Source organism: Larkinella punicea (assembly GCF_003334855.1).
GTDB classification, from domain to species: Bacteria; Bacteroidota; Bacteroidia; order Cytophagales; family Spirosomataceae; genus Larkinella; species Larkinella punicea.
Genome location: NZ_QOWE01000009.1, coordinates 151,975 through 177,957, shown reverse-complemented (window position 1 = coordinate 177,957; position 25,983 = coordinate 151,975). Strand labels below are relative to the sequence as shown.

The following is a 25,983-nucleotide window of genomic DNA, read 5'->3' as shown; positions in this document are numbered from 1 at the left end:
CTCCCGAACAGGAGGTCTTTTTTTGTTTAAAATGCCATCATAAACTCGTTCAGGTTCGCTTCCTGTGGGAGATTCAATCGTTTGCGCAATCGATACCGTTTCAGTTCGACACTCCGGACGGTAATGTTAAGCAATTTCGCTACTTCTTTGCTTGAAAGATTCATCCGCAGATAAGCCGCCAGCCGCATGTCGTCGGGCGTCAAACCGTCATACTGGCTCAATAACCGCTTGAAAAACTGTTCGTGAACTTTGTTGAAGTTCTTCTCAAAGACCTTCCAGTCGTGTCGGCTTGAAATATTGGAATCGATCAGTTTGACAAGTTGATTGATATGTCCCGTTGCCTGATCGATGGTTTGCCGTTGTTGAACCTCATCTTTTAATTTCTCAACTTCTCCTTTTAGTTTGAGCAGCAGGTCATTTTTGTGAATCAGATTCATGGTGGTGTTGGCTAACTCCTCCGATTTACCGATGACGTCCTGCTCCAGTTTTTCTTTCTGAACCTGCATCAGTTGCTGCCGGTGCTTTTCCTGCTCACGAGTCAGTTTCTCCTCCATTTGCTGCCGAACTTTGGTCTGATGAGCCGCTACCTGCCGCCGGTGAACGTAAAAGCTTCCACCAATCAAACCGCATCCAATCAGAAAGTAGGCAACATAGGCCCAGAAGCGCTGGTACCAGGGCGGCAAAATCTCAAACGGAAACGAGGTAACGGAACCATCCGAAGTAGAACGCACCTGAAATTCGTATATGCCTGGCCGCAGACTGGCATACTCTTTTTCGGCCACTGGGCTGAAATCTGACCAGTCCTCGTCCAATCCGGCCAGACGATAGCTGAACAAAGGTTCCTGAATGGATTCGGGTTGGCTAAACTGAAAGACCAGGTGGTTTTCTTTGGCTTTCAGAACCGGTGAAAATGAAGGCAATGAGACACTGCGAAAGGTAAAATATCGGCTGTCGTTTCCATTCAGAACGGCCAACTGCCGGATCAAGGGTTTACTGGTCAGTTGTTGATTGCTTACCGTTGACAACTCCTGCCGGGGCAAAAGTGCATAACCTTTCTCAAAACACAGCAGGTAATAATTAGAATCCAGTGGGACAATGTTCTCATAATCGTCCATCCAGGCAAAATGGCTGATGGAAAATTCCGCTTTTAAGCCATCCGGTTTGGCAACCAGGAGACTGCCATCCTGCCGTAAGAAGAGCTGTTCATCTTTCCAGCCACCGAAAATTCGCCGAATCGTTCCTGAAACCCCAAACTGCTCTTTCAAACCGGCCTCTTTGGAATAGGACGCCACCCAGTTGAGGTGACTTATTTTTCGTAAATCCGCTGATAACTGGATCGAATACACCCCATTGTGGGCGTGACGCAGCCAGATTTTTCCCTCCGAATCTTCCCAAACCTCCCGAATGGGTTCGCTAAATCCTGCGATCAAGTGGCTGAATTGCCATTTACCGTCCTGGTCACGGCGATAAACACACAAGCCGGTGTACGTTCCCTGTAGAGCAAAACCGGGTCGTGAAGACAAGGCTCGTAAACTCCAGCCACCGGTTTGCGTGAAAAGGGACTCCCACCCATCGGCAGGCGTTATTCGAAACGTGCCGGCGTTGTGGCCACAGAGCAACTGACCATCAAGTACGGTCAAATCCCAGACCTGCCCCTGCGAGCCATCCACCAGATGATAAACCGGTAAACCGAGCGTGGGGAAATCGCACCAGTAAACGCCATGATTGGTGCCTAAGTATAACTTTTTATTGTAAAGAACCGCATCGTAAGGCGTTCCCAACTGACCGTTTGGATCCGTGAAATATTTCAGTGGATAACTGAATGCAAGGGCATCGATGCCGTCATCGAGCCCGGCCCAGACGTTTCCTTTGAGGTCGAGGGTCAACGAAAGAACAGTATTATTCTGTAAGCCCTCCCGCTGATTGACGGAATACAAAATAGTGCCGGTGGTATCGGTAACAATTATCCCATTGAGAATTGTACCGAAAGCATACCGGCCATCCGACAACGCCAGTCCTTTATTGCATTGGTACCGCTGCAAAAACTGGCTGGCAGGGTGATTCAACCGGGAAAGTCGTCTATTCTCGTAAAGAAACAAACCGTGATCGCGGGTGCCGATCAGCAGCCCTTTGTTCCCGTACGGGAGGATCGCATGAACCGCCGTGGAACCTAACTGATCCGTATTGGGAAGGGAAACAAATTTCCCATTCACCAATTCATATATTCCTTTTCCGATGGATTGAAGATAATAGCGATCGTGAACTTCGTACAAAAAAAGGACATTGCCCGGTAAAGGAACTTCAGAAACCCGCCCATTACGATACAAAAAACCGGTCGAAAAAGACTGGAAAAATACAAAGTCGGATCCGGTAACAATATTCCAGATTTCCTCTTTGGGAAAAAGCTTATTGCGGATCAGCCCGGTGAGTGAACGATACTGAAGCACGCCGGTATCACTAGCCTGCCAATAGCCAATTTCACCCAAACCGCCCGTATAAATTCGACCTTTTGAATCGATAGCAATCGACCGAACAATCTGCCGTTTGGGCAATCGATAGGTTTGCCAGCGCGTTCCGTCGTATTCCAGCAAGCCCTTGGAGTTAGCGGCATACAAGAAACCGGTAACCTTATCCTGACAAAGCGACCAGTTCTGATTGTAGGCCTGATAATCCTGTTTTGTGAAATTTCGGATGTAAGGGGCAAGAAACAAATTCCGGGAAGTAGGAGCCGCCATCAAATCGGATACTAGAAGTAACCATATTGGAAAGTAGATAAACCTCTTTATTCGTTGAAAACGCCTAATCATGATGGGTACGCAAGAGTAACGTAAAAAGTTATCCAAAATGTAATCTATTCATTATCAGTATTTTACTGCATCATAATAGGGTTGTTTTGAGTTTTTAACTATATATATAGTTAAAATGATGTAGTAGTGATGTACTCTTTTCTAACATAATCTGGTCACAGTTCGTTTACCTTTGAGCTAAGAATAAGCAAACAATTTATCAGAAAAATTATGGAGAGGGGTTTACTCGGTTTAATTATACTCCTGCTGTTTACCGCCACGGCCTGGGCGCAGCAACGAGTCAATGGGAAAGTGACAGCGATCGACGGTTCAGTATTACCGGGTGTCAGTGTGCAGGTTAAGAATACAACAAGAGGTGCAAACACCGACGCCAATGGTCAGTACAGCATTGAGGCTAATCAGGGAGATGTCCTGGTTTTCAGTTTTATTGGTATGAAGCCAACAGAACGCCCAGTGAACGGTTCGACAGTGGACGCACAGTTGGAAGAAGATGTGACTACGTTGACAGAAGTGGTGGCAGTCGGATACGGCGTGCAGCGAAAGGCGGATGTGACCGGGTCTATTTCTACCGTGAAAGCCCAGGACATTGCCAGCCGTCCGGTTGCGAATGCGACGCAGGCCTTGCAGGGCAAAGCGGCTGGCGTTTTGATTACCACCAACCAGGGCTTGCCAGGCGCGGCACCAAACGTCCGGATTCGGGGGGTTGGCACGGTGGGAAACAGCAACCCGCTGTATGTGGTCGATGGTATGTTTGTCGATGACATCCGGTTTTTGAACCCCTCCGACATTCAAACCATCGATGTGCTGAAAGATGCCTCCTCGCTGGCCATCTACGGGGTTCGGGGAGCGAATGGCGTGGTGTTGGTAACGACGAAAAGCGGTAAATCCGGTCGTACTGTGTTCAATTACGAAGGCTTCGGTGGGGTTACCCAGCTTAGTAAAAAGCTTGATATGACCAATGCCAGCGAGTTTGCCACGCTGGTGAACGAAGTGGCCGTCAGTGAAGGCGGAGCCATTAAGTTTCCGAATCCGAACTCGTTTGGTGCCGGAACGGACTGGTTCGATTATATTTTCCGCAACGGGAGTGTCCAGAGTCACCAGATTACGGCTTCGGGCGGCAACGAGCGGGTTACCTTCAACGTCAGTGGCAGTTATTACGACGAAAAAGGAATTGTTGACAAGTCGGCGTATAACCGCCTGACTTTCCGGTTAAATAACACTTACAAATTGACGGGAAATTTCCGGCTTGGGAACAACCTGGCGTTCTCACGGTCTCAGTCCAATAACATCCCGGGGGGTATTGTTCAAACGGCTTACAACGCCGACCCGACCATCATGCCGGTCAATGCCGATGGAACCTACGGGTTTTCGAGCGTGAGCACCGTAGCGAATCCGGCAGCGGTTTTGGCGTATCAAACCGACGACATTGCTAAAAGCGGCCAGTTGGTTGGGAATATTTATGGCGAACTCGACTTCCTGAAATCGTTTACCGTGCGCTCCAGCTTCGGGGTGGATCTGGGGCTGAACAACAGCAGCGTTTACCTGCCCCAATATCTAGTGTCGGCCAGCCAGCGGAATGACCAGAGCAAATTGACGCGTGAGTATGGACTCAATACGACCTGGTTGTGGGAAAACACGCTGACATTCAATCGGACATTCAACAAGATTCACAATGTAAACGTGCTGGTGGGCGCGACGGCGCAGAATAGCCGCGCCGACGTACTACAAGGTATCCGCTTCAACGTACCGGGGTATAACAACAACGTAAAATTCCTGTCGCTGGGTAGCACCGTCGGCGCCCAAACGACCGACAATCCCGACAACCGCAGCTATGAATTTACCTACGCATCGTACCTGTTTCGGGTCAACTACAGTTTGCTGGACCGGTATTTACTGACGGTAAGTCTCCGGCGGGATGGTTCGTCGCGCTTTCCGACCGAAAGCCGGTGGGCCACTTTTCCGGCCGTTGGCCTGGGCTGGCGTATCATCGACGAACCCTTCATGATGGACCAGCAGTTGTTCAGCAACCTGAAATTGCGGGTCAGCTACGGAAAGCTGGGAAACACCAACATTCCCAACTATCTGTATTATTCCCGGATCAGCAGTGGTCTGAACGCCATCTTTGGATCCGGGCAAACGCTGCAACAGGGAGCCACGCTCCAAAGTACCAACACATCGAACCTGCTCTGGGAAACCGTTACCCAGACGGATATTGGCCTGGAAATGGGCTTCCTCAATAACCGTCTGACGGCAGAAATCGATTACTACAACCGCAACACCTCCGACATGATCCTGAATGTCAACATCGGGAATGGCCGTCAGGTACAGTCCAATGCCGCCAGTGCCTACAACCGGGGTTTTGAATTCACGACGGGTTGGAACGATACCGCCGGAGACTTGAAATACAGCCTAAATGCCAACCTCACAACGGTGCAGAACGAAGTAACCAACCTGGGCAATGGCGGGATTCCGATCATTGGCGGTAGCCTGGGCAACGGCCGGACGGCTACGCTGACGGATGTCGGCCGACCCATCGGTGCTTTCTTCGGCTATAACATGGTAGGCGTTTTCCAGACAGCGGACGAAGTACGGGGCAGTGCTCAACCCAATGCCAAGCCGGGTGACCTGCGGTATGAGGACATTAACGGGGATGGCGTAATCAATGGCGATGACCGCGTTTATCTGGGAACACCGATTCCGAAAATGTTCTGGGGCTTCAATACCAACTTTGCCTTCAAAGGCATTGATCTGGGGGTTGATTTGCAGGGTACGCACGGCAATAAAATTTACAATGGTCGGCGGGCGGTGCGTTTCGGCAACGAAAACTATGAACGGATTGCCCTGGAACGCTGGACGGCCCAAAATCCATCGACGACCCAGCCGCGTCTGACCAACGGCGGACCTAACTACGATGTGTCGAATTACTTCATTGAAAGCGGCTCCTTCGTTCGGATTCGGAACATTCAGATTGGCTACACCCTGCCCTCGACCTTGCTGCGCACGCTGGGTGTGCGCTCCATCCGGGCATATGTCAATGCCCTGAACCCGGTTACGTTCACCAACTACTCGGGTTTCTCTCCGGAAGTAGGTGGTAACGATGCCAGCACCCTGAGCCGTGGGGTCGATCTGGACGTTGTGCCGGTCTACCGCACCACGACGGTTGGTTTACAAATTGGATTTTAATCTTTAACGGGCAACCATCATGATTTCCATATCGAAACAATTTTTGAGAATTGCGCTGGCGGGTTCCCTCATGCTGACGGGACAGGCGTGTAGTGAAGAATTTCTGGACAAAAAACCGCAGGGTGAGCTAATTACCGAGGATTTTTTCAACAGTCAGGAAGGTGCCGTCCAGGCTACCAACGCCATTTACTGGCAACTTCGCCAGTGGCCAACCCACGTTTTTGCGTTTATCGCTATTTCCAGCATGACTTCGGATGACGCCGACAAAGGGAGCGAACCGGGCGACGCGAGTTTCCTGAGCGAGTTCGATCTGTTTACCGTTACGTCGACTAACGGCGGTTTGAACGATTTCTGGAGTGGACAATACCTGGGCATTGCCAAGGCCAATCAGGTTATCGAGCGGGTACCGGCCATCGAAATGGATGAAACGCTCAAGGCGCGGCTGATTGCGGAAGCCAAAATGTTACGGGCTTACTTCTACTTTAATCTGGCACGGGCCTTTGGCGGTGTTCCGCTGATTACGCAGTTGCAGGACGACGATGCACCAGCCGTGCCGCGTGCCAGCCGGCAGGAGATTTACCAGCAGATTGAAAAGGATTTGAATGACGCAATCACGGTTTTACCGGAAAAATCGGAATACGCAGCCACTGAACTGGGTCGGGCCACCAAAGGAGCCGCGAAAGGCTGGCTGGCGAAGGTGTCGATGTATCAGGGAAAGTGGAGTGAAGTACTCCGGCTGACGAATGAAATCATGCAATCGGGACAGTATGACCTCAAAACGCCTTACGAAGTGATCTTCACCGAAGCCGGGGAGAACACGTCCGAGTCGCTGTTCGAAGTACAAAATGCGGCCTTACCCCAGGGCGGTGGAGGGTCGCAGTATGCCGAGGTGCAGAGCGTCCGGGGGCAGTTTGGCTGGGGTTTCAATGTGCCATCCGAAGATCTGGTGAAAGCCTACGAAACCGGTGATCCGCGAAAAGCGGCTACGATTATCGAGCGGGGCGAAACGATGCCCGATGGGGTCGTTATCATCCAGAATGCGACGAATCCGTACTACAATCAAAAGGCATACGTGGCGCAGAACGAAACCAAATCGCCCAACGGTATGGGGGATTCCAACAAGAACATTCGCCTGTTGCGGTATGCCGACATTGTGCTGATGAACGCCGAAGCCGCCAACGAACTGGGACAATCACCCCAGGCCGTAACATCGCTGAATGCGGTTCGGGCGCGGGCTCGGGGCAGCAATGCCGCCCTGTTGCCCAATGTCGTTTTCGCCAGCAAGGAACAACTGAAAACCGCGATCTGGAAGGAACGCCGGGTGGAACTGGCCATGGAACACGACCGCTTCTGGGATCTGGTGCGGCAGGGCCGGGCTGGCGCGGTTCTGCGGGCGCTCAACAAGCAATTTGTCGATGGCAAGAGCGAATTGATGCCCATTCCACAGCCGCAAATCGACGCCAGCGGGGGCGTATTAACGCAAAATCCCGGTTATTAATTTGTTGATGGTGGGAACGCGGATTGAACGGGTCAAAACGGATTTTTATCTGTGTAAATCCATTTTGATCCGTTCAACCCGCGTTCCCATCCAATTCTGTAGGCATGAGACTATTAAAATTACTCCTTTTCTTTTCCCCTATTCTGGGCTGGCTGACCACCTGCTCGGCGCAGTCTGCGAACGAAGCCATTCCTCCCGTTGCCAACGAATACAGCGAGTACCTCGAAACCGCTCAAAAAGCCACGTTCCGGTATTTCTGGGATTTTGCGCACCCGGTTTCCGGCCTGGCTCCCGAACGAACGGCTACGCCCAACATCGTCACGACCGGCGGAACCGGTTTTGGGATCATGGCCATCATCGTAGCCGCCGACCGCCGTTGGGTAACCCGTGCCGAAGCCGTGCAGCAATTGCAAAAGATGACCGGTTTTCTGGAAAAAGCCGACCGGTTTCACGGCGCCTGGCCGCACTGGCTCGATGGCAATTCGGGAAAAGTGATTCCCTTTTCGGAGCATGACAACGGCGGAGACTTGGTCGAAACGGCTTTTCTGGTGAACGGTTTGTTGAGCGCACGGGCGTATTTCGATGGGAATGCCGCTGCTGAAAAAGACCTCCGGCAACGGATCGATAAACTCTGGCGCGAGGTCGAGTGGGACTGGTATGTTCGCGACGGGAAACTGCTCTGGCATTGGTCGCCCAACCACGAATGGAAAATGAATCATCCCCTTCGCGGCCATGATGAAACCCTGATTACGTATGTGCTGGCACTCGGTTCGCCGACCCACGCCATTAAACCGGAAGTCTACCAGAACACCTACAAGCATAGTGACCATTATACCAACGGGCAAACCTATTTTGGCTATAAACTGCCGCTCGGTTTTCCGATGGGTGGGCCGCTGTTCTTCACCCATTATTCTTTCCTGAGCCTCGACCCGCGCCTGATGCAGGATGAGCAGACGAATTACTGGGAACAGAACCGCAATCACACGCTCGTCAACCGGGCGCACTGCTTGCAACCACGTCAGGCGATGTTTGGCTACGGGCCGGGCAACTGGGGACTGACCGCCAGCGACGACTACAATTTCTACGATGCTCATTCGCCAACGAACGACAACGGAACGATTAGCCCGACGGCGGCTTTGTCGTCGTTTCCCTACACGCCGTATTATTCAATGCAGGTGTTGCGGAATCTGTATCTGCGGGAAGGAAACCGGTTTTTCGGCCCATACGGTTTTTACGACGCCTACAACAAAGGCTTGAACTGGTATTCCAACCAGTATCTGGCGATTGATCAGGGGCCAATTGTGGTCATGATGGAAAATTACCGCTCGGGGTTGCTCTGGAAACTGGGTGAGAAAACGCCGGAACTCTGGGCGGGATTGACAAAAATGGGAATCAAAAAGCCGGTTTATCCGACGGGGTTCTATGCCTACGCCCCCGATTTTCGCACCGGTTTCATTGATCTCTGGAAACATCCCGACCGGGGCGCTTATGTGCTCGATTTTGCGGTGAAAGGTACCGGAGCCATCACCCTGGCGATTCTTGACGAAGCTGGTCGGGAGGTGCGGAAACTGATCGATACTAAAACCTATCCGGAAGGAATGCAGCAATTAGCCTTCCAGTTTCCGGATGGGAAGTATGAATTTGAGTTGGTGCAGGGCGCGGACAAGCAGCGTGTTAAGATTTCACTTCATCAAAGTGTTGATAATCAATAGGACGGTAACCCTGTCAGGATTGAAGAAACCGCTGACAGGGTTAGAAAAGCGAATAAATAAAAGGAGCCAGGGCCGAGCCCGTCGTTAAAACCGTCAAAGCACTCAGGAGCAGCAACAGAATCAGCAGCGGATAGAGCCAGTACCGCTTGCGGGTGCGCATGAAAAGCCAGAATTCATGTAGAAATTCCATGGGTCGGGTTAGTTTTTGATCGCCTGAAGTTGGGCTTTTAATTGCAGGGCTACAGCATTCCGGGGATCGGTGAGCAGGGATTTTTCTACGTATTTGGCGGCTCCGTCGGCATTGGCAAACTTTAGATAACCGGCGGCTAGCTGATTGCTCAGTGCCACGTTCGTCGTGTCGGTTAAATACCGGTTTTTGACGGCCACCAGTTGTTCAACAAACGTTTGCAATTCGTTCAGGCTGAATTGGGTTTCGTTGTGGGCGGCTGCGTAGCGGAGGTAAATGAGGGCTTCGTCGGGCCGATCCAGTTTCAGCAGGGTAATGAACAGGCTCTGCGCCGTGGGAAAGGTTGGTTCCAGGTCAAACGCCTTTTTCAGATGCCAAACCGCCTGTTCAGGCTGGTTCAGACTCAGGGATAATTTCCCGGCCTGCGCATAAAAACCGGGATCATACGGATGTTCCAGCGACAAGGCTTCAGTGACCTGCAAAGCTCCCTGTGGGTTATTCCCTTTCTGATAATGCGCCAGCAGTTGATCCATCGCGTTGCGCCAGGAAAGTTGCTTCACCACCAGGGCTCCCGCCAGTTGTTCCTCCACGGTTTTGGCGCGCTTTTCGTCGGGCGGCATCGGTTCATTAAAAGGCCAGCCTTCTTTCAGAATCAGCATTTCAAAAACGCCTTTCAGTGAATCGACGGACGTAATCGGCATTTGTTGGCGGAGTTGGGCCAACGACATTTCGTTTTTCCAATCGGTCGCAATGAGCCGCCTTTTTTTCAGGGCTTCGTAAAACGCATCGGACAGCAACGCATAGCCGTACAAATTGGGGTGAACGTGCTCCAGCAAGGTCTCGTGTCCCAGAATGCCGTTCGGCGAATATCGTTCAAAAACCGCCCGGGTGTCCACTTCCGTCACGTTTGGGTATTGAGCCGTCAGCTCCTGAATAACCTGATTGATAGCTTCCGGCCCCCGAAACCGCAGCAAATCCAGTTCTTTCGCCTTAACAAAACGGTGTTTTGCGGCCTTAAAGTCGCCTTTTGCGTAGGCTTGTTGTGCCTGTTTAAATTGCTCCTGTGCCGATTGGGCGGTATTTCCCGGCGCGCTGATGAACGGTTTTAGATCCTTTTCATTACTGACCAGATTGCTGATCAATACCGGAATATGATGTTCTGAGAAGAGCTGACAGAGCTCGTTCAGGTTGGTTTTAAATTGTTCAATACCCTGGTGATACGCTTCCGATCCGTACGGAATTTGCTGGTCGGCGGCCATGCGTTTCATCAGGTTTTCGCGCAAATCCACGTTTTCGCCCGAAACGGTTTTTCGAATACCGCCGAGCATTCGGTTCAGGAGTTGCATCAGCCGGAATTCCCGGAGTTTCAACACCAGACGCACGAGAGCAGGATGACCGCCCAGCGAACTGGTTGAGCCGACGCCCATGGCACCGTAATATTCATTGTGGCCAGTATAAATCAAAACTGCATCCGGTTCATAATCAATTAATTGTTTACCAAATCCGAAAACCGTATAGGAATTGACGGCCGTCAGCGCAAGGTTGATGATTTCGAAATTACGGTTCGGGAAAGTGTGCATCAGCCGGTAGTGCAGCCAGCGGTGGAACGAGCCGTTGTGAAAATAGGGATAGCCAATGGTGGTCGATTCGCCCAGGACAAAAATCCGGAACGTGCCATCCGCTTTTCGTTTCCGGAAAGGTTCGAAATTCCCAACGGTCGCGTTGGCGGTTTCGGTAAAATACCGCTCCGACGCGTGTTGATTCATGATCAAAAAACCGTTGTGTTGCGGGTCTTCTACGAACAAGCGATAATCCTGGCCATACCCGAACAACCGGAGGAAGCCTTCGACCACTGCCAGCAACAGCATAGGCAGCAGCACCGCAAGTCCTTTAAACAGCCACAACCGTTTTTTCATGAATCAAATCGGTTATCGCTTGGCCGTTACCTGATAGGTTCCAACTTCTTTGCCATCATCCAGCAACATGCTCAGACGCAGGGTTTTCCGGTCAGCTTTCAGTTTCATGATTGTTCGGGTGCCATCTTTCGAGCCACCGCCGATGATGATTGGATAGTTGTGTTGGTTGGCCACCGGCTCGTGAACCCCGTATTTGTGGGTATGACCGCTGATGCAAAGATCGATCTTGTGCTTGTTGAATAAGGGCGTGAACACTTTCTGGCAGTGCATCGGGCCGTGCCAGTTGTTGTGGTGAAACGTCGGGATGTGCATGAAAACCACCCGAAATTTGGCTTTTTTGAACGCCGGACTCTGCATCACCTGCTCGACCCAACGCCCCTGTTCCTCCCGGTAGGCGTCAAAATCGACGATGCCCGCGTAAACCGGTTCGCTATCCGGTTTGTCTTCGCCGGTGTCGATCACGTTAAAATGAACCGGTCCCCAGGTATAACTGTAGTAGGACTTGCCGCTCGGATTGGAAAAATACTGCGGTAATTCACTGCGGTATTTGCCCCTCGTTTCGTGGTTGCCCCGCACAAACAGAAACGGAATTTCTTTGGCAAAACCGGCCGAACAGGGCGTCAGCAGGTGGTCGATAAGCTGTTGCTCGTCGGTCTGGTAATCGAACAGATCGCCGTTCAGGAACACAAAATCGAACGGATCATTGCCCTTCAGACTCAGCAGGTGCGTGATGGTTTCGGGCCGGTCGTGGACGTCGTTCAGCACCAGGCAACTGACCGCATCGGATTGTTCGTCAGGCGTTTTAAAACGCAACAGGCCGCTTTCAATCGTCTTGCCGTATGTGAGTTTATACGATTTGAAATCCGTAATTTCTTTGGAATACACCCGGTATTGGTACGTCGTTCCCGGTTTTAAGTCACGGAGTGTAATGCCGTTGATCCGGTTATAGGCATCGACCAATCCTTCCGTCACGCTGTGCGCTTTTTGGCCCAACGAGTCGGTTTCGCCGTATTCAACCCAACTGTACGAAGGCAAATTGGCAATCCACCGCACCGTCATCGAACCCGGCCCCGCGTATTGCAGATACGGCTCACTCAGAAAAACGTGCCCTTTGGCCGGATCGGGCGACACCAGTTGTGGGTTGTTCGCCAGAACCGCTTCGGGCAAAACCGTACCGAGTGCGCCTATACCGGCCGCCGATTTCAGGAAAGTCCGGCGGTTGGAGAAGTGCTTGGAATTGTTCATAATAAAGGGAAGAGACACTAGTTTGACAGCATTCCGTGAGCTACCCCGGAGGGGTTTACTGTTAATAGTCCAACCAAGTTAGTTAATCGTTTTGAGCCCCGGTAGGGGCGTCCTAATGCCTGTTTTGGGATTTAGAACGCTCCTCCGGAGATCAAATACTATTCAGGATTTTTGACTATTAACAGTAAACCCCTCCGGAGTAGCTTACGGAATGCGGTCAAAATAGTTGTCTTTTCAAAAAGAAATTTTTCCTGCCAACTTACTCTTTTTACGGCCGGATGATGGTTCCGTCGATTTTCCGAACCTGCCAGTTCGATTTCGTGCCGATGGGGTATTTAGCCGCTTCCTTCTCGTTGATGTCGACGCCCAGACCCGGCACTTCGTTGACCGACATGTAGCCTTTGTTCATCGTAGGACAACCGCTGAACACTTCCTTCATTTTGTCCGAAAACTGTACGGCTTCCTGAATTCCGAAGTTCCAGACCGCCAGGTCGATGTGCGCATGAGCCGCGTGACCCACCGGCGACACGTCGCCCGGACCGTGCCAGGCGGTGCGGATGTTGAACCACTCGCCTAGCCGCGCCACTTTCATGGCAGGCGTAATACCGCCGATCTGCGAAACGTGAATCCGGATGAAATCGAACCACTGGTTCACCATCGGCTCTTTGAATTCGTTGATGTTGTTGAACAGCTCACCCATCGCAATCGGCACCGATGTGGCCTGTCGCAGTTGTGCAAACCACTTCATGTTTTCGGGCGAAAACGGATCTTCGATGAAGAACGGGCGGTATTCTTCCACCTGCTTGATCATGTTGATGGCGTCGATGGGTTGTACCCGCTCGTGAATGTCGTGCAATAATTCGATCTCGTCACCGCACTGTTTCCGAACGACCTCGAACATTTTTGGAACGGATTTTAGGTACATCCGCTCGTTCATGTAATTGTCGGTAGCACCCCCAAAACCGGCGGCTTTGAAGTCGGGCGTTGCTGAATTGGCACCCACAGCCCCATAGCCACCCTGCTGAATCCGGATGTATTGGAAGCCCTGCTCCATGAATTTCTTCACGCTATCGGCTGCGGCTTCGGGCGTGTTTCCGCCCGCGTGGGTGTAACACGGAATGGCAAACCGGGCTTTTCCGCCCAGCAACTGATACACCGGCATGTTGGCGCGTTTGCCTTTGATGTCCCACAATGCCTGATCGAGTCCCGAAAGGGCGTTGTTGAGAACCGGGCCGTTGCGCCAGTAAGAGCTGACGTAAGCCGCCTGCCACATGTCTTCGATGTTATCCACATCTTTTCCCACACAAAATTCATTCAGGTAGGTATTGATGGCGACGATTACCACGGCGGCCCGTTGGGTGAACGTCGCGCAGCCCAAACCGTATAAACCCGGTTCGGTCGTCTCGACTTTGACGACGATGAGGTTGGAGCCTTGCGGGGCTGTGGCGATGGCTTTCACCGATTTAATTTTGACCGGTGCCATCGCTTTGGCGTAGGAGGGTGTGCCTTGCCGTTCGCGGGCTTCGGCGGTCGACATCCCCCCAAACAAGCCCAGCAAACCGGCTGAGGAGCCAAAACCTATTTTTTTTAGCGTCTCGCGACGGCTGTTCATTTCGGCGAAGTTTTCGTTTTTTTCCATGGTTACAGATAAGGGTTTAGATGCAAATGTGAATGAGTATAACTTTCGCTTGCCGACCCTAACCCCCCTAAAGGGGACTTGGACACAGCTTAACCGGATTTTAAAAGTCCCCTTTAGGGTAGGGCTGTTAAGTTCTTCCGCTTTTCGCCCCCAACCCCCTAAAGGGGGCTTCGAAATCCGGATCTTTTAGCCCCCTTTAGGGGGTTGGGGGCGAAAAGCGGCTCGAAATTGCCAACTTTAACGCTCATGATTTCCAGAACTTAACAGCCCTGCCCTTTAGGGGATTTAGGGGCGGCAAAGGTTTACGGCAAGGCAAAGGCCATGTATGAACCACCCGGTTTATGACCGTTTTTGACACCGCCGGCGGCAATGACCACGTATTGTTTGCCGCCGACCTGGTACGTGATCGGTGTGGCAAAACCGCCCGCCGGAAGCTGGTATTCCCAGACAACTTTGCCGGTTTTTTTATCAAAAGCCCGGATTCGCTCGTCTTTGGTGCCGGCAATAAAAACCAGTCCTCCCGCCGTCACGATGGGGCCGCCGTAATTTTCGGTACCCGTAATCGGAACGCCTTTTTTCGATAACTCCGGGAATTCGCCCAGCGGAACCCGCCAGAGGTATTCACCGGTGTTCAAATCGATGGCGTTCAGCGTTCCCCAGGGCGGTTTGACAGCCGGATAACCGTCTGGATCAAAAAAACGGGTATAGCCATTGTTGATGTAAGGCGGGATGTAGGGGAAATCTACTTTTTCATCCGTTCCGGTCAAAACCGGTGCGTTGTGCTGATCCTGGCTTTCGGCCGGTTTGGGTTCGGCGGTTTTGGTGTCGGCATTGAGCAAATACCGGACGAGCGTAAACCGGTCCTGGTCGGAAATGTGCTGGAACGACGGCATCCGACCCCGTCCCGATCGCAAAACCGCGTTGATTTCCTGACCCGAAAGCCGCTTGCCCAGATCGACCAGACTCGGGTATTCCTGTCCGCTGCCTTTCCGGTCGGGACCGTGGCAAGCCATGCAATTGGCCTGATACAGCGTTTTCCCTTTTGAGGCAATTTCGGCATTTCGGGCCGCCAGATCCGACATTCGTAAATCCCAGACCATTTCGTTCGAATTCTGGTACAGAATACCCTGTGGATCGCTGGCGTTTCCACCCCATTCGGCGCCACCCCCAATGCCAAAAAACAGCGTTCCTTCCAGACTGGGCGGCATGAATTTATCACCGGAACGGGTTTTCAGAAACTTCTCTTTGACGAAGGCGTGTGCTTCGGGCGTGCGTGTGGTGATGTCGGCTTCGGTGAAAACCTGGCGGGCGAAGGGGGCGGGTTTCGTCGGAAATTTCTGCGTTGGCCACGGAACCTCGCCGGGCAGCGCGGGTGAGGTCGGGACCTTCCGTTCTTCTACCGGGAAAAGCGACTCGCCGGTATCGCGGTTCAACACATACACCAAACCGTCTTTGGTGGTTTGGGCAACGGCATCGACGGTTTTTCCGTTGTGCTTCACCGTCATCAGGTTGGGCGGACAGGGCAGATCGCGATCCCACAGGTCGTGGTGAATCGTCTGGTAAAACCACTGCATGTTGCCGGTTTCGGCATTCAGCGCCAGAATGCAGTCGGAATACAGATTTTGCCCGGCGCGAATACCGCCGTAGAAATCGACGGAAGGCGAACCCGTTCCGAAATAAACCGTCCCGCGCTTTTCGTCGAGCACCATGCCAGCCCAGTTATTAGCCCCGCCGATGCGTTTGTAGGCGTCTTTGGGCCAGGTTTCGTATCCTTTTTCGCCCGGTTGCGGAATGGTGTGAAAAACCCACCGCACTTTTCCGGTCCGGATGTCGAAGCCCCGAACGTGGCCCGGTGCGGCATCACCCTGTTCCGAAACCGCCGAACCCAGTACCAGAATATCCTTGTAAATAACGCCCGGCGTCGTGGAGGTCACCGACAGTTTGCTCAGATCCCGTTTCGATTCGTCTTGCAGGCCTTCCCGCAAATCGACTTCGCCGTTGGTACCAAAATCGACAACCGGTTCGCCCGTCAGGGCATTGAGTGCGTAAAGCGTTGACCCGGCGGAATACAGAATGCGTCTGTCGGTGCCCGGTCCGCCGTCGCGGCTTTCCCAGTACATCACACCCCGGCTCTGGTTAAAGCGGGGTGATTTGTTTTTAAACGGATCGAAAAGCCAGCGTTGTTTGCCCGTTGCGGCATCGACCGCAAAGACCTTGAGCATGGGCGTCAGGCCGTAGAGAATCCCGTTAATGACAATGGGCTGGCATTGAATTTCGAGCGGTCTTCCGGCTTTTCCATCGGCACCAGCCGCGTCAAAAGTCCACGCTACTTTCAGGTTTTTTACGTTTTGGAGATTGATCTGGTTCAGGGTTGAATAGCGGTTTCCGGCTTTGTTGCCGCCATAGGTTGGCCAGTCCTGATTACGGGGCGGGTTGGTGCCGCCTTCGTCCCAATTGGGAACCAGGGCTGTACTACTCAAAATCAGCAACCCCAGCCCTAAAAACTGTAGCGCATACTTCATGATGGTATCCAGAAAAAAGGTGGATTAACGGGTTGATGCGGTTTTTGGCAGTGTGTAAAAGTCATACGAAATTTTCCACCTGAATGTCTGGCCCGGTTCGGCTTTGATTTTGATGTAAGGCTCGGGGCAAACCGTAGTGTGAATCGACCAGAAGGCCAGTTGCACGATGGGCTGATCGCCGACCACGCGGACGCCAGCCCCGGTTTTGGTGTTTTCAATCCGGAAATCATAGTCTTTGGCCGTGTCGCCAAAACCGGTCAGGTAGCAATGCGTACTTTCGCCTTTCGGCAATTCTTTCAAGTAAACAAACCGGTTTTCCTGCACATCGGCGAAGGTGCCGATGCCCCGCGTGGGTTTTACCTGCAAGGCAAACGGAAACGTAACGGAAATATCAGGACCAGTTTGCTGGTTGTCGAGCATGAAAAAGTTGTGGTCATACACCGTCGTTTCGATGGTTTTCTTTCCGGTATTTTTCAGGCTGTGTTCCAGAACCAGCACCGGTTTGCCTTTTAAAAGCTTCACGGTTTTCTGGTAGCGATACGAATACCCGGCGGCATCGATCAGTTCGTGGGTGAAAACGACTTCATCGCGACCGGTTTTGACGGCCCATTTTCCGGGATTGACAATGGCGTACGGCGTCGCAAACCGATAGGGTGCGTCCTTCGTTTTGCGCAGTGAACCGACGCCAATCTTCAGAAAATCGTCTCCCGGTTTGGCTCCGTCGTAGCCGATGGGCGTAAACTCTTCGACCGGGCCGCTGATGGCGTCGTGCAGTTTCGGGTCGTATTTCTCAAACCACTGGCCGAAATACGAATGGTCGTTATAGTCCAGGCTGGCAATCACGCCCGACCCGTCGAACCGCACACCCTGGTAATAACCGCTTACCGAATCGGGCAGATACAGTTTCGCCCGGATGAGACCGTTGGAAATTTCTGCTTGCGGAAACGGGGGCAGGAGGGTGGCGCTGACCAGAATAAGGAAAAGGCCTAGGAAAAAGACGATTTGCTTCATAAAAATAGCCCCCCACCCCCTAAAGGGGGCTTTTCGCATCTGGCGGCAAAAGCCCCCTTTAGGGGGTGGGGGGGGAAAGTTCTTAATAACCCGGATTTTGCTTCATATTGATATTCGAGTTAATCTCGTCGATGGGAATAGGCTGGGCGTAATCGGTGGCTTCCCACTGAATGGTTCCGCCCCGAATGCGCTGGTAATAAGCCGCTTCCTGTGCTCCCAACTGCCAGCGACGAACATCGATCCACCAGTGCCCTTCGCCGAACAATTCCGCCCAGCGTTCGTACTTGAGCGGATCGGATTTAAGAACCGCATCGGTGGCTTTCGTGGCATCGGTTAGGCTCTTGTAATCGACCGGCGACGCGGTATTGACCGGATAGCCGTAAGCCCGCCGTTTTACCTTGTTGACGTATTCCAGCGCCGTGGCATTGTCACCGGTACGCATGAGCGTTTCGGCATACAGAAGATACACGTCGGCCAACCGCAACAGCAGGATGTTGTTGCCATTGGCCATGTTGACTTCGGTTTCGGAAGCGTCGACCGTCAGGTATTTCCGGAAACTCCAGGCTTCCATGTCCATTTCACTGATGTCGAGAAAGTGCGAAATCGGCCGTTTTCTGCCGCCTACGGTCATGCTATCCACGTAAGGCTGCCAGCAGGCCACCCACAGGCGCGGGTCCACGGTTTTGTTCTGACGCGCGAGCACCGAGCGGGTAATGTATGCCGGATCGACGTTGGTGGCCAGGGGTTGCGTGGTACCGGCTTTGAAGTAATGGCCTTCATTGAAGCCAAACCGGGCGAGGTTTTTGGCGTGCGGAAACACGTTCGACCAGGCCGAAGCCGCGGGCAGGTTGTTGTCGTTCACATAGGTGGGTGCCAAAACCATTCCAATGCTTGATCCCATTGAGAGTTCCGTGTTTCCTCGGGCGGTCATATCCACGTTCAGGTTCATTTCCAGCAACGATTCGGAGTTGAATTCGTTTTTGCCGTTGAACATGGTTTTGTAGACATCGAACGAAACCAGCGACTTGCCACTGTTGGTAATCACATCCGCCAGCGAGGTTTTTGCGTTGGTCCAGTCCTGGGTGTAGACGTAGGCTTTGCCGAGGGCTGCTTTGACCGCCCAGCCGCTGATTTTGTGTTTGTCATTGGCACCCGTCCAGGTTTTGCCGGCCAGCAGCGTCTCCGCAGCTTTCAGATCGCTAATGATAAAATCCCAGACCTGCTTCACCGTGGCCCGTTCGACCTGTGTCTGATCCAGGCTGGTAGACGCTTCCGTGATGATGGGAACGCCCAGTTTGTCGCCACCCTGGCCGTCGATGATCATGGCTTCCCCCCAGATTGTAATCAGGTACTGATAATACCAGGCGCGGAGGAAAAGGGCCTGCCCTTTCATGAGGTCAATAGCCGCTTTATCGGTTTGCGAAATCGCCTTGGGGCGGTATTTTTCAATGTTGACCAGCAGCGTATTGGCGCGTTGAACGCCTTTCCAGGTGTCCCGCCAGGTTTCCGACAGAAAACCGTCGTTGGGCTGTGAGTTGTTCTGCCCGAGCTGAATCCAGGTTGGTGTTCCCTGCCAGCTTAGGTCGGCAGTATGGTCCCACATGTAATAGGCTTTTCCATAAATATTATGGCCGAACAGGCCCGCGGTGTGCTGTGTCCCGTAAACACCGGTCAGCAATTGTTCCAGATCCGTTACCGAACCGGGGTAATTGTCGGTGGAAAGCGCACCGGGATTGGTCACATCGATAAAATCTTCTTTACAGCCGGCCAAACCGAGCAGGGCCGCAAAGAGGGTGAGTTTCAGAAATGGCTTCATCGTATGAAACATAGTTGTATCAACTGAGTAAGGTCTGGAGAATTAGAAACTGGCATCGATGCCCATCGACAGGAGCGTGGTGCGCGGGTAGGAGTAGATCGCATCGATTCCGCGTCCGGTTGTTCCGTTGCGTCCCATCACCTCGGGGTCCAGGCCCGAATACTTCGTCAGCGTCATCAGGTTTTGCCCCTGCATGTAGATGCGGATGCTACCCATTTTGATCTTGTTGGTAATCAGCGACGGCAGCGTATAACCAACCTGGAGATTGCGCAATTTCAGATAGGCTCCGTTTTCCACGTAATAGTCCGAGATGCGGGTGTAATTGGAATTCGGGTCACGAACATAGTTGCCGGAAGCATCCTGGTAGCCTACGCGCGGCCGGTCGGTCAGGCCATTTCCGTTGAAAAAAGAGGTCTGGAAAATGTCGCCCGTGGTGTTGTAGTCCCCCACAAAAAACTGCGTGTAGTAGCGGTTGGCATTGTAAATGTCCAGTCCCTGCACACCCTGAAACAAAGCCGAAACGTCGAACCCTTTCCAGCCCAGATTCAGCGTCAAACCGTAGGTCATTTTGGGCCAGGGGTTGCCAATGTAGGTTTTATCGTCGATGGTGATCCGTCCGTCGCCGTTTACGTCTCGGAATTTCAGGTCACCGGCACCGGTTCCGGCAGCCTGATACACCACGCCCGTTGTGGGCCGGCCAGCGGCAGCGGCTTTTTCCCGGGCTTGCTGGTTCAGCGTCGCCACTTCCGCATCGCTCTGGAAAATACCTTCCGTGATATACCCGAAATACTGGCTCATGGCGTAACCGGCCTGCGTCCGGGCAATGGTGCTTTCGAGGTAATCACCCCCGGCACCGTCGTTGATCGGGTTGTTGTTCGTCCCGCTCAGTTGCTTGACGAGGTTTTTGTTGAAAGCGGCATTGGCGGCAACGCTGTAGGTAAAGGCTCCCACTTTGCCCCGGTAGTCGATGGCGAGTTCAAGCCCTTTGTTGCTCATCTGGCCGATGTTGGTATACACCGTAGAGGCCGCAAAACCCGCCGACCGGGGAACCGGCACCTGGTAAATCATGTCCTGGGTCTGGCGGCTATACCAGTCGATGGTTACGTTCAGGCGGTTGTTGAACAGCCCGATGTCAGCGCCGATGTCCGTCTGTTTGACTTCTTCCCACTTGATGTTCTCGTTGGGTAACTGGGCAGTTAGCGCGTAACCTTTGGAACGGCTGCCGTCCGGCAAACCGTGGATGTTCGTTCCACCCGTTCCGCCGTAGGACGCCTGATAGGTAAACTGCGGAATGTTGCTGGTGCTGCCCAATTTGCCGTAGCTGGCGCGGAGCTTGAGGTTCGAGATGGCCGGAATATTTCGCATAAACGCTTCTTCGGTCACTTTCCAGCCTACCGAAAACGAGGGGAACACCCCCCAGCGGTTGGCGGGACCAAACCGGTCGGAACCATCTCGGCGGACGTTGGCCGTTAGCAGGTATTTCCCGGCGTAGGTGTAGTTGATCCGGCCAAACTGCGACAAAAGCCGGGTTTGAGGGTATTCGCCACCGCTGGCGCGGTAGGTGCTGGGGTCGGTGCTGAGTCCCAGGTTATACGTAACGATTTGAAAACCCTGCGCTTCGCCTGATAAATTGCTCAGGTCCTGCTGATACGCTTCGTAACCCGCCATGGCTTTAAACTCGTGCTGACCGATTGTTTTGTCGTAGGTTAACACGAAGTTTCCCGTCAGGTTGCGTTGGTTCGTTTGCGTTCGGCTCAGGTAAGCCAGCGCGTTCCGAACCACACCAAAGTCGTGGGCTTCGCGAAACGTGTAGTCACGGCCACTAAAAATGGAGGCCCCGAAAGTCGAGCGAAAATTCAACCCGTTGACGATTTCCCAATCAAGGTACACATTGCCTTCAAGGGCATATTGATCGCTGAGCCGGTGATGGATCGCTTCCCAGCCGACCAGGTTGGGACCCGTGAAAAACGAACCGGTTTTGGCCCAGCCGCCGAACGGATTGGTTTCGTCGCGGACGGCAACCAGCGGAGCCGAGCGAAACGGGTAGGTCGTGCTTTGCGCCGGATTGGTGCTCGTCCGCCAGGCAAACAGCGTTTCGCCGATTTTCAGGCGTTTGTTGATTTTAAAATCGGCATTCGACCGAATCCCCCAGCGTTGAAACGAGTTATCGATGATCGTGCCGTCTTCGCGCTGGTAGTTGGCCGAGAGGTAGTAATTGGCTTTGGCGGAAGCTCCCGCCATCGAAAGCGAGTAACTCTGCTCTTTCCCGTTTTGATAAATTTCGTCGGCCCAGTCGGTATTGGGTAAGGTGGCCGGATCACCATACCCGCTCGTGTTGACGCCGAAGGCCTGTTTGGCTTTGATGTAATCCGCCGTGTTCAGCATCTGGTAGAGATTCCGGGGTTGCCGAACGCCGTAATACGCATTGAAGTTGATGCTCATTTTGTCCATCTTGGTGCCGCGCTTGGTCGTCACCAGCACCACGCCCCCCGCAGCCTGCGCTCCATAGATGGCAGCCGCGCTAGCGTCTTTCAGCACTTCGATGGATTCGACATCCTGGAGGTTGAAGTTATTGCCCGCACCCATCCGAATCCCATCCACGATATACAGAGGAGCCATACCACCAATGGAGCCAATGCCGCGGATGACAATGTCGGAACTACCGCCCGGCGTGCCATCCGGACGCGTTACCTGCACCCCGGCAGCCCGGCCCTGCAAAGCTTCGTTGACGCTCCGGACGGGCAGGTTTTTGATTTCCTCCGCCTTGACCGACGAGACCGACCCGGTCAGATCCGACCGTTTTTGGGTACCGTAACCGACCACGACAACTTCGCTGAGGTTCTTGGTGTCGGTTAACAGGCTGACGTTTACCTCGGTACGGTTTCCAACGGCAATTTCCTGGGAGGTATAGCCCACAAAACTGAACACCAGAACCGCATCGCCCGTCTGCATGGTCAGGCGGTATTGTCCGTTGCCGTCCGTTGTGGTTCCGCGGGTGGTGCCTTTTACTACCACGCTAACGCCCGGTAGCCGCACACCAGCTTCATCCGAAACCGTTCCGGATACGTTCTGATCGACCGCTGCGGCATCGTGGTTGCGCAACAGCTCATCGGCCGACGGAACCGGCAGGGGTTCCAGGTTCAGAATGATCTGCCGCCCTTTTACGTAGTAGGTCAGGCTCAGCGGTTTTAACAACTTGTCCAGAATTTCGCTCAGCGGTTGGTTGCTGGCGTTGAACGACACGCGCTGATTCAACTGAACCAGGGCCGAGCGGTAGGCAAAACGAACGTCGGCCTGTTTACCCAACTGGTTCAAAACCGCCTTCATCGGGAGGTTGGTGGCCTGGATCGTGACACGCTGATCCATGATTCGCTGGGCTTCCACGGGGCGGGCCAAAGCGAGCCCGGTGAAGATCGCGGCCAGGAGTAACTGATAGAAAGTCAATTTCATAAAGCTACGCAACAGGCTAAGCGGTTGTCGAAGTTTTTTCATACTTTTGCTTGTTTTTTGGCTGTTTGGGGTTTCGAATAGACAAAAAATACCCTTCTTCATCCTGGATGAGGTTGCTTAAAAAGGGGTCTGTTAGGGTCAATGATGCTGGAACCATCATTGACCTTTTTTTGTGAAGGGCGGTTTACTCAATCATAGGCGAATGGGATTAGGGATAGAGATGGTGTACGCGTAAAATGTATAGGGTTTAGGAATAGGTACTTCAATGGCATCCTTTGCTGGTGATCACAATCTGGCCGTCGAGCACTTCATACGACGCACCGATGGTCTGGCAGATGACATCCAGCCGTTCCAGTAAATTTTCTTCGTTAAACGTCAGGTTCACGAGACAGTTGGCCAGTGCTTCCTCATCGAAAAGCAGTTTGATGCCATACGTACGCTCGATGCTGGAAAACACTTTATCCACCGGTGCATCTTCAAACACCTGCTCGCGGCTGGGCCGGTTGGCGATCAATGCGGCCGGTTTTGCCACCAGGGCTTTCACCAACTTGTTATCTTCCAGATTATACGTCATCTGTTGATTCGGCGTCAGCACCACGCCTTCGACGCGCCGGAGACCGGATTGCTGCGCCTGTTCGTAATCTTTCTGCGAATAGACCGAAACCCGACCGGTTTTTACCATCACGGTTACGTCTTTTTCGCTCGTGTATGCCCGAACCAGGAAGCTGGTTCCCAGTACTTTGGTAACCGTTTGGTTGGCGTAAATCAAAAACGGTTTGGCCGGATTTTTCATTACGTCGAAGAAGGCTTCACCGCTGAGGTACACCGTACGGGTTGTGTTGTCAAACCGCTCGGGATAGCTCAGGCGACTGTTGGGATTCAGCGTTACGACGCTGCCATCGCTTAGCAGAATATTGATCGCTTTGGGGCCGGAATTGACCTTTTCCTGGAGCGGTATCGTAACGGTTTTGGTCAGGTATTCATAGGGGTCGGCCGCCGGTTTGGGGGCTCGATTTACATAAAGCCAGGTGCTGATTAGTAAAACGGAAGCCGCCACCGCCCAGCGCCACCACGACCGCTGCCCCAGCGGCCGAACCGGCACGTCCAGCTCCGCATCCCGGTGTTCGACGGCCTTGCCGACCAGACGGTTCAGCTCGTCCGCCAGCCGGTTTTCGGTGGCATCGTCGCGGTAGTGATCATCCAGCGCGCGAACCAGTTCCTGAGCCTGCCGAACCACGTCGGCGCGGTCGGGATTCTGGGCCAGCCACCGGTTCCAGAAAAGGGCGGCTTGCGGAGAAGACTCCGCCGTCCACTGCCGGAAGGACGCATCGAACAGGAAGTCTTCAGCTTCGTACGTTCTGTAATTAATCATTGAGAAAATAGTATTCTAGGGCTTCTACTTCCATAGTGCCGGAGAGGGAGGGGCAATACTCAAAAAAAAGTAAAATTATTTTTGGGAAGAGTTCAATAATTGATTGGCTGAACTTTTAGTCGTGAAGTGGTAATGGTTCTTACGCAGAAAATCAAAACAATCCCGTCGGGATGGCCCATCGTTTGGTTATGAAATGACCCATCCCTCCGGGACTCATCCGCGCTATACATTGGACACGGTTGCTACAAAATGACCCATCCCTACAGGATGGCAAAACCGAACCCCGGCAGGAGAATCAAAAACAATCCCATCGGGATGCCCCATTTTGTAGCAACCGCATCCGCAGAGAATCAAAAACAATCCCGTAGGGATGCTCCATTTTGTAGCAACCGCGTCCGCAGAGAATCAAAAACAATCCCGTAGGGATGCTCCATTTTGTAGCAACCGCGTCCGTAGAAGACCCCAAATCCCGGCCCCGTAGAATAGTCTTTCGTTACGATAACCGTATCATTCCCAGCAAAACCACAAGCAGGCTGGATGACCATTGATGGCGGAGTTCCTTGAAGGTTCGGTGAAGCAGGTTGGCGACGCTCTGGCGCTCCAGCCCCATGATCAGGGCAATTTCGTGGTTTTCCAGATTCTGGTAAAACCGCAGGTAGAGTACTTCCTGCTGGCGTTTGGAGAGGGAAGCCATGAGCTGGTGTAACAGGCGGGTTTGCTCGGTCTGGCTTTCGTCATCGATGATTTTTTGTTCGATGGAATCGGCAAATAGTGTCTGGGCAGGCTCTGATTCGTCAAACTGAACCGCCGGCTGTTGGGGAAGGGCTTTTAGCAATTTATAGCGAAGGGCTTTCAGCAAATACGTTTTGACAAAAACCGCATCGCTGACCGTAGCCCGCCGGTCCCACAATTCCAGCAGCAAATCCTGAATGGTATCCCAAACCAGTTCCGAATCCGCAGTCAGCCGTGAACCGTAGTTATACAAGCTACGGTAATGCCCCTGAGCCAGTTCGCCGAAAGCCAGTTCGTCACCGGCTTTGAAGCGTTGCCATAGCTCCTGGGGGGCAAGATGTTTATACGCAGCGGCTGTAAAGCGTTCCAATGGATGATGACCGTCAAGGACTAACTTTAATTGTACCAAATGTAGTGTTATTTTAACACAGATGGTATTTTGTGGATGAAATCTATAATTAAAAGAATTTAAAATATGGCGGTCAATGGAGCAGATAAAGCGCGGGACAAGGGCTGGCATTCGGAAAAAGAACCAAAAATGGAGCGTCGGCTTTCAATAAATCGACAGTTCGCTAACTTTGATGGAATATTGCTTTCAGGACTCCCGGTTTCGACAACGGTATTGATCAAACGAATAGCCACACCATGAATAACCGTTTCAAAATATGGCTCAAGCGCGTCGGCTGGCTGGGCTTTCTTTTCTTTCTCATTAAAGGCCTGCTCTGGCTGATAATCCCTTATTTAATTGCAAAAGGTGTTTTTTCAAAGTAAAACAGAACCAGCAAAGAACATCACTATAACATAATCACTTTCTGCGCGGTTTATTGAAGGAAATTGGCCGGATTATTGACATCGTCTCTATTATTTTTTTTGTACAAATATGACCCCACGTT

The 25,983-nt window shown here is 52.6% G+C and carries 15 protein-coding genes and 1 pseudogene; 4 read left to right on the top strand and 12 right to left on the bottom strand.

Going from position 1 to position 25,983, the window contains the following annotated elements; all coding sequences use genetic code 11:
* Positions 1 to 26 precede the first annotated feature (26 nt).
* Positions 27 to 2,735, bottom strand: a complete 2,709-nt coding sequence (locus tag DUE52_RS12800) for a triple tyrosine motif-containing protein (protein WP_165840930.1) — start codon at positions 2,733 to 2,735, stop codon at positions 27 to 29.
* 282 nt (positions 2,736 to 3,017) lie between these two features.
* Between DUE52_RS12800 and DUE52_RS12795 the strand changes: the two genes are divergently transcribed.
* The 3 genes from DUE52_RS12795 (at position 3,018) to DUE52_RS12785 (ending at position 9,200) form a co-directional block, all read left to right on the top strand.
* A complete protein-coding gene (locus tag DUE52_RS12795; protein WP_114406406.1) occupies positions 3,018 to 5,990 on the top strand; it encodes a SusC/RagA family TonB-linked outer membrane protein in 2,973 nt (990 codons plus the stop codon).
* Positions 5,991 to 6,009: 19 nt separating this feature from the next.
* The gene (locus DUE52_RS12790; protein ID WP_114406405.1) at positions 6,010 to 7,488 is read left to right on the top strand and encodes a RagB/SusD family nutrient uptake outer membrane protein; all 1,479 of its coding nucleotides are present in this window, start codon (positions 6,010 to 6,012) and stop codon (positions 7,486 to 7,488) included.
* Between the two features lie 104 nt (positions 7,489 to 7,592).
* Positions 7,593 to 9,200 carry a glucoamylase family protein gene (locus DUE52_RS12785; RefSeq protein WP_114406404.1) on the top strand — a complete coding sequence of 536 codons (1,608 nt, stop codon included), beginning with the start codon at positions 7,593 to 7,595 and terminating at the stop codon, positions 9,198 to 9,200.
* A gap of 40 nt (positions 9,201 to 9,240) precedes the next feature.
* Here DUE52_RS12785 and DUE52_RS32415 read toward each other — a convergent pair whose 3' ends face one another.
* From DUE52_RS32415 to DUE52_RS12740, 11 genes and pseudogenes are all read right to left on the bottom strand, one after another.
* Positions 9,241 to 9,390, bottom strand: a complete 150-nt coding sequence (locus tag DUE52_RS32415; protein WP_165840929.1) for a DUF5989 family protein — start codon at positions 9,388 to 9,390, stop codon at positions 9,241 to 9,243.
* 8 nt (positions 9,391 to 9,398) lie between these two features.
* Complete coding sequence (locus tag DUE52_RS12780) at positions 9,399 to 11,303, bottom strand: SGNH/GDSL hydrolase family protein (protein ID WP_179954870.1); 1,905 nt, start codon at positions 11,301 to 11,303, stop codon at positions 9,399 to 9,401.
* A gap of 12 nt (positions 11,304 to 11,315) precedes the next feature.
* Positions 11,316 to 12,548 (bottom strand): purple acid phosphatase family protein, encoded by a 1,233-nt coding sequence (locus DUE52_RS12775; protein ID WP_114406403.1) that lies wholly within the window; start codon positions 12,546 to 12,548, stop codon positions 11,316 to 11,318.
* 268 nt (positions 12,549 to 12,816) lie between these two features.
* Positions 12,817 to 14,187, bottom strand: a complete 1,371-nt coding sequence (locus DUE52_RS12770; RefSeq protein WP_225309490.1) for an enolase C-terminal domain-like protein — start codon at positions 14,185 to 14,187, stop codon at positions 12,817 to 12,819.
* Between the two features lie 302 nt (positions 14,188 to 14,489).
* The gene (locus DUE52_RS12765; RefSeq protein ID WP_114406402.1) at positions 14,490 to 16,709 is read right to left on the bottom strand and encodes an outer membrane protein assembly factor BamB family protein; all 2,220 of its coding nucleotides are present in this window, start codon (positions 16,707 to 16,709) and stop codon (positions 14,490 to 14,492) included.
* A gap of 24 nt (positions 16,710 to 16,733) precedes the next feature.
* Positions 16,734 to 17,720 (bottom strand): hypothetical protein, encoded by a 987-nt coding sequence (locus DUE52_RS12760; protein WP_114406401.1) that lies wholly within the window; start codon positions 17,718 to 17,720, stop codon positions 16,734 to 16,736.
* Between the two features lie 82 nt (positions 17,721 to 17,802).
* Positions 17,803 to 18,291 (bottom strand): RagB/SusD family nutrient uptake outer membrane protein, encoded by a 489-nt coding sequence (locus tag DUE52_RS33210; RefSeq protein ID WP_510186371.1) that lies wholly within the window; start codon positions 18,289 to 18,291, stop codon positions 17,803 to 17,805.
* Positions 18,292 to 18,822: 531 nt separating this feature from the next.
* Positions 18,823 to 19,536 (bottom strand): annotated as a pseudogene (locus tag DUE52_RS33070) (RagB/SusD family nutrient uptake outer membrane protein); the annotation flags it as partial.
* 42 nt (positions 19,537 to 19,578) lie between these two features.
* Positions 19,579 to 23,028, bottom strand: a complete 3,450-nt coding sequence (locus DUE52_RS12750) for a TonB-dependent receptor (protein WP_114406400.1) — start codon at positions 23,026 to 23,028, stop codon at positions 19,579 to 19,581.
* A gap of 220 nt (positions 23,029 to 23,248) precedes the next feature.
* Positions 23,249 to 24,358: a FecR family protein gene (locus DUE52_RS12745; protein WP_114406399.1), complete on the bottom strand. Its 1,110-nt coding sequence runs from the start codon at positions 24,356 to 24,358 to the stop codon at positions 23,249 to 23,251.
* 493 nt (positions 24,359 to 24,851) lie between these two features.
* Positions 24,852 to 25,460 (bottom strand): RNA polymerase sigma factor, encoded by a 609-nt coding sequence (locus DUE52_RS12740; protein WP_229312154.1) that lies wholly within the window; start codon positions 25,458 to 25,460, stop codon positions 24,852 to 24,854.
* Between the two features lie 275 nt (positions 25,461 to 25,735).
* Between DUE52_RS12740 and DUE52_RS32955 the strand changes: the two genes are divergently transcribed.
* Positions 25,736 to 25,861, top strand: coding sequence for a hypothetical protein (locus tag DUE52_RS32955; protein WP_262510988.1), 126 nt, complete (start codon positions 25,736 to 25,738; stop codon positions 25,859 to 25,861).
* Positions 25,862 to 25,983: the final 122 nt, after the last annotated feature.

Bases quoted from the DNA above. Each gene is read 5' to 3' on its own strand.
- DUE52_RS32415 (WP_165840929.1), bottom strand. From the start codon at position 9,390: ATGGAATTTCTACATGAATTCTGGCTTTTCATGCGCACCCGCAAGCGG.
- DUE52_RS32955 (WP_262510988.1), top strand. From the start codon at position 25,736: ATGAATAACCGTTTCAAAATATGGCTCAAGCGCGTCGGCTGGCTGGGC.
- DUE52_RS12775 (WP_114406403.1), bottom strand. From the start codon at position 12,548: ATGAACAATTCCAAGCACTTCTCCAACCGCCGGACTTTCCTGAAATCG.
- DUE52_RS12795 (WP_114406406.1), top strand. From the start codon at position 3,018: ATGGAGAGGGGTTTACTCGGTTTAATTATACTCCTGCTGTTTACCGCC.
- DUE52_RS12750 (WP_114406400.1), bottom strand. From the start codon at position 23,028: ATGAAAAAACTTCGACAACCGCTTAGCCTGTTGCGTAGCTTTATGAAA.
- DUE52_RS12800 (WP_165840930.1), bottom strand. From the start codon at position 2,735: ATGGCGGCTCCTACTTCCCGGAATTTGTTTCTTGCCCCTTACATCCGA.
- DUE52_RS33210 (WP_510186371.1), bottom strand. From the start codon at position 18,291: ATGGAAGCCTGGAGTTTCCGGAAATACCTGACGGTCGACGCTTCCGAA.
- DUE52_RS12765 (WP_114406402.1), bottom strand. From the start codon at position 16,709: ATGAAGTATGCGCTACAGTTTTTAGGGCTGGGGTTGCTGATTTTGAGT.
- DUE52_RS12760 (WP_114406401.1), bottom strand. From the start codon at position 17,720: ATGAAGCAAATCGTCTTTTTCCTAGGCCTTTTCCTTATTCTGGTCAGC.
- DUE52_RS12785 (WP_114406404.1), top strand. From the start codon at position 7,593: ATGAGACTATTAAAATTACTCCTTTTCTTTTCCCCTATTCTGGGCTGG.
- DUE52_RS12745 (WP_114406399.1), bottom strand. From the start codon at position 24,358: ATGATTAATTACAGAACGTACGAAGCTGAAGACTTCCTGTTCGATGCG.
- DUE52_RS12770 (WP_225309490.1), bottom strand. From the start codon at position 14,187: ATGGAAAAAAACGAAAACTTCGCCGAAATGAACAGCCGTCGCGAGACG.
- DUE52_RS12780 (WP_179954870.1), bottom strand. From the start codon at position 11,303: ATGAAAAAACGGTTGTGGCTGTTTAAAGGACTTGCGGTGCTGCTGCCT.
- DUE52_RS12790 (WP_114406405.1), top strand. From the start codon at position 6,010: ATGATTTCCATATCGAAACAATTTTTGAGAATTGCGCTGGCGGGTTCC.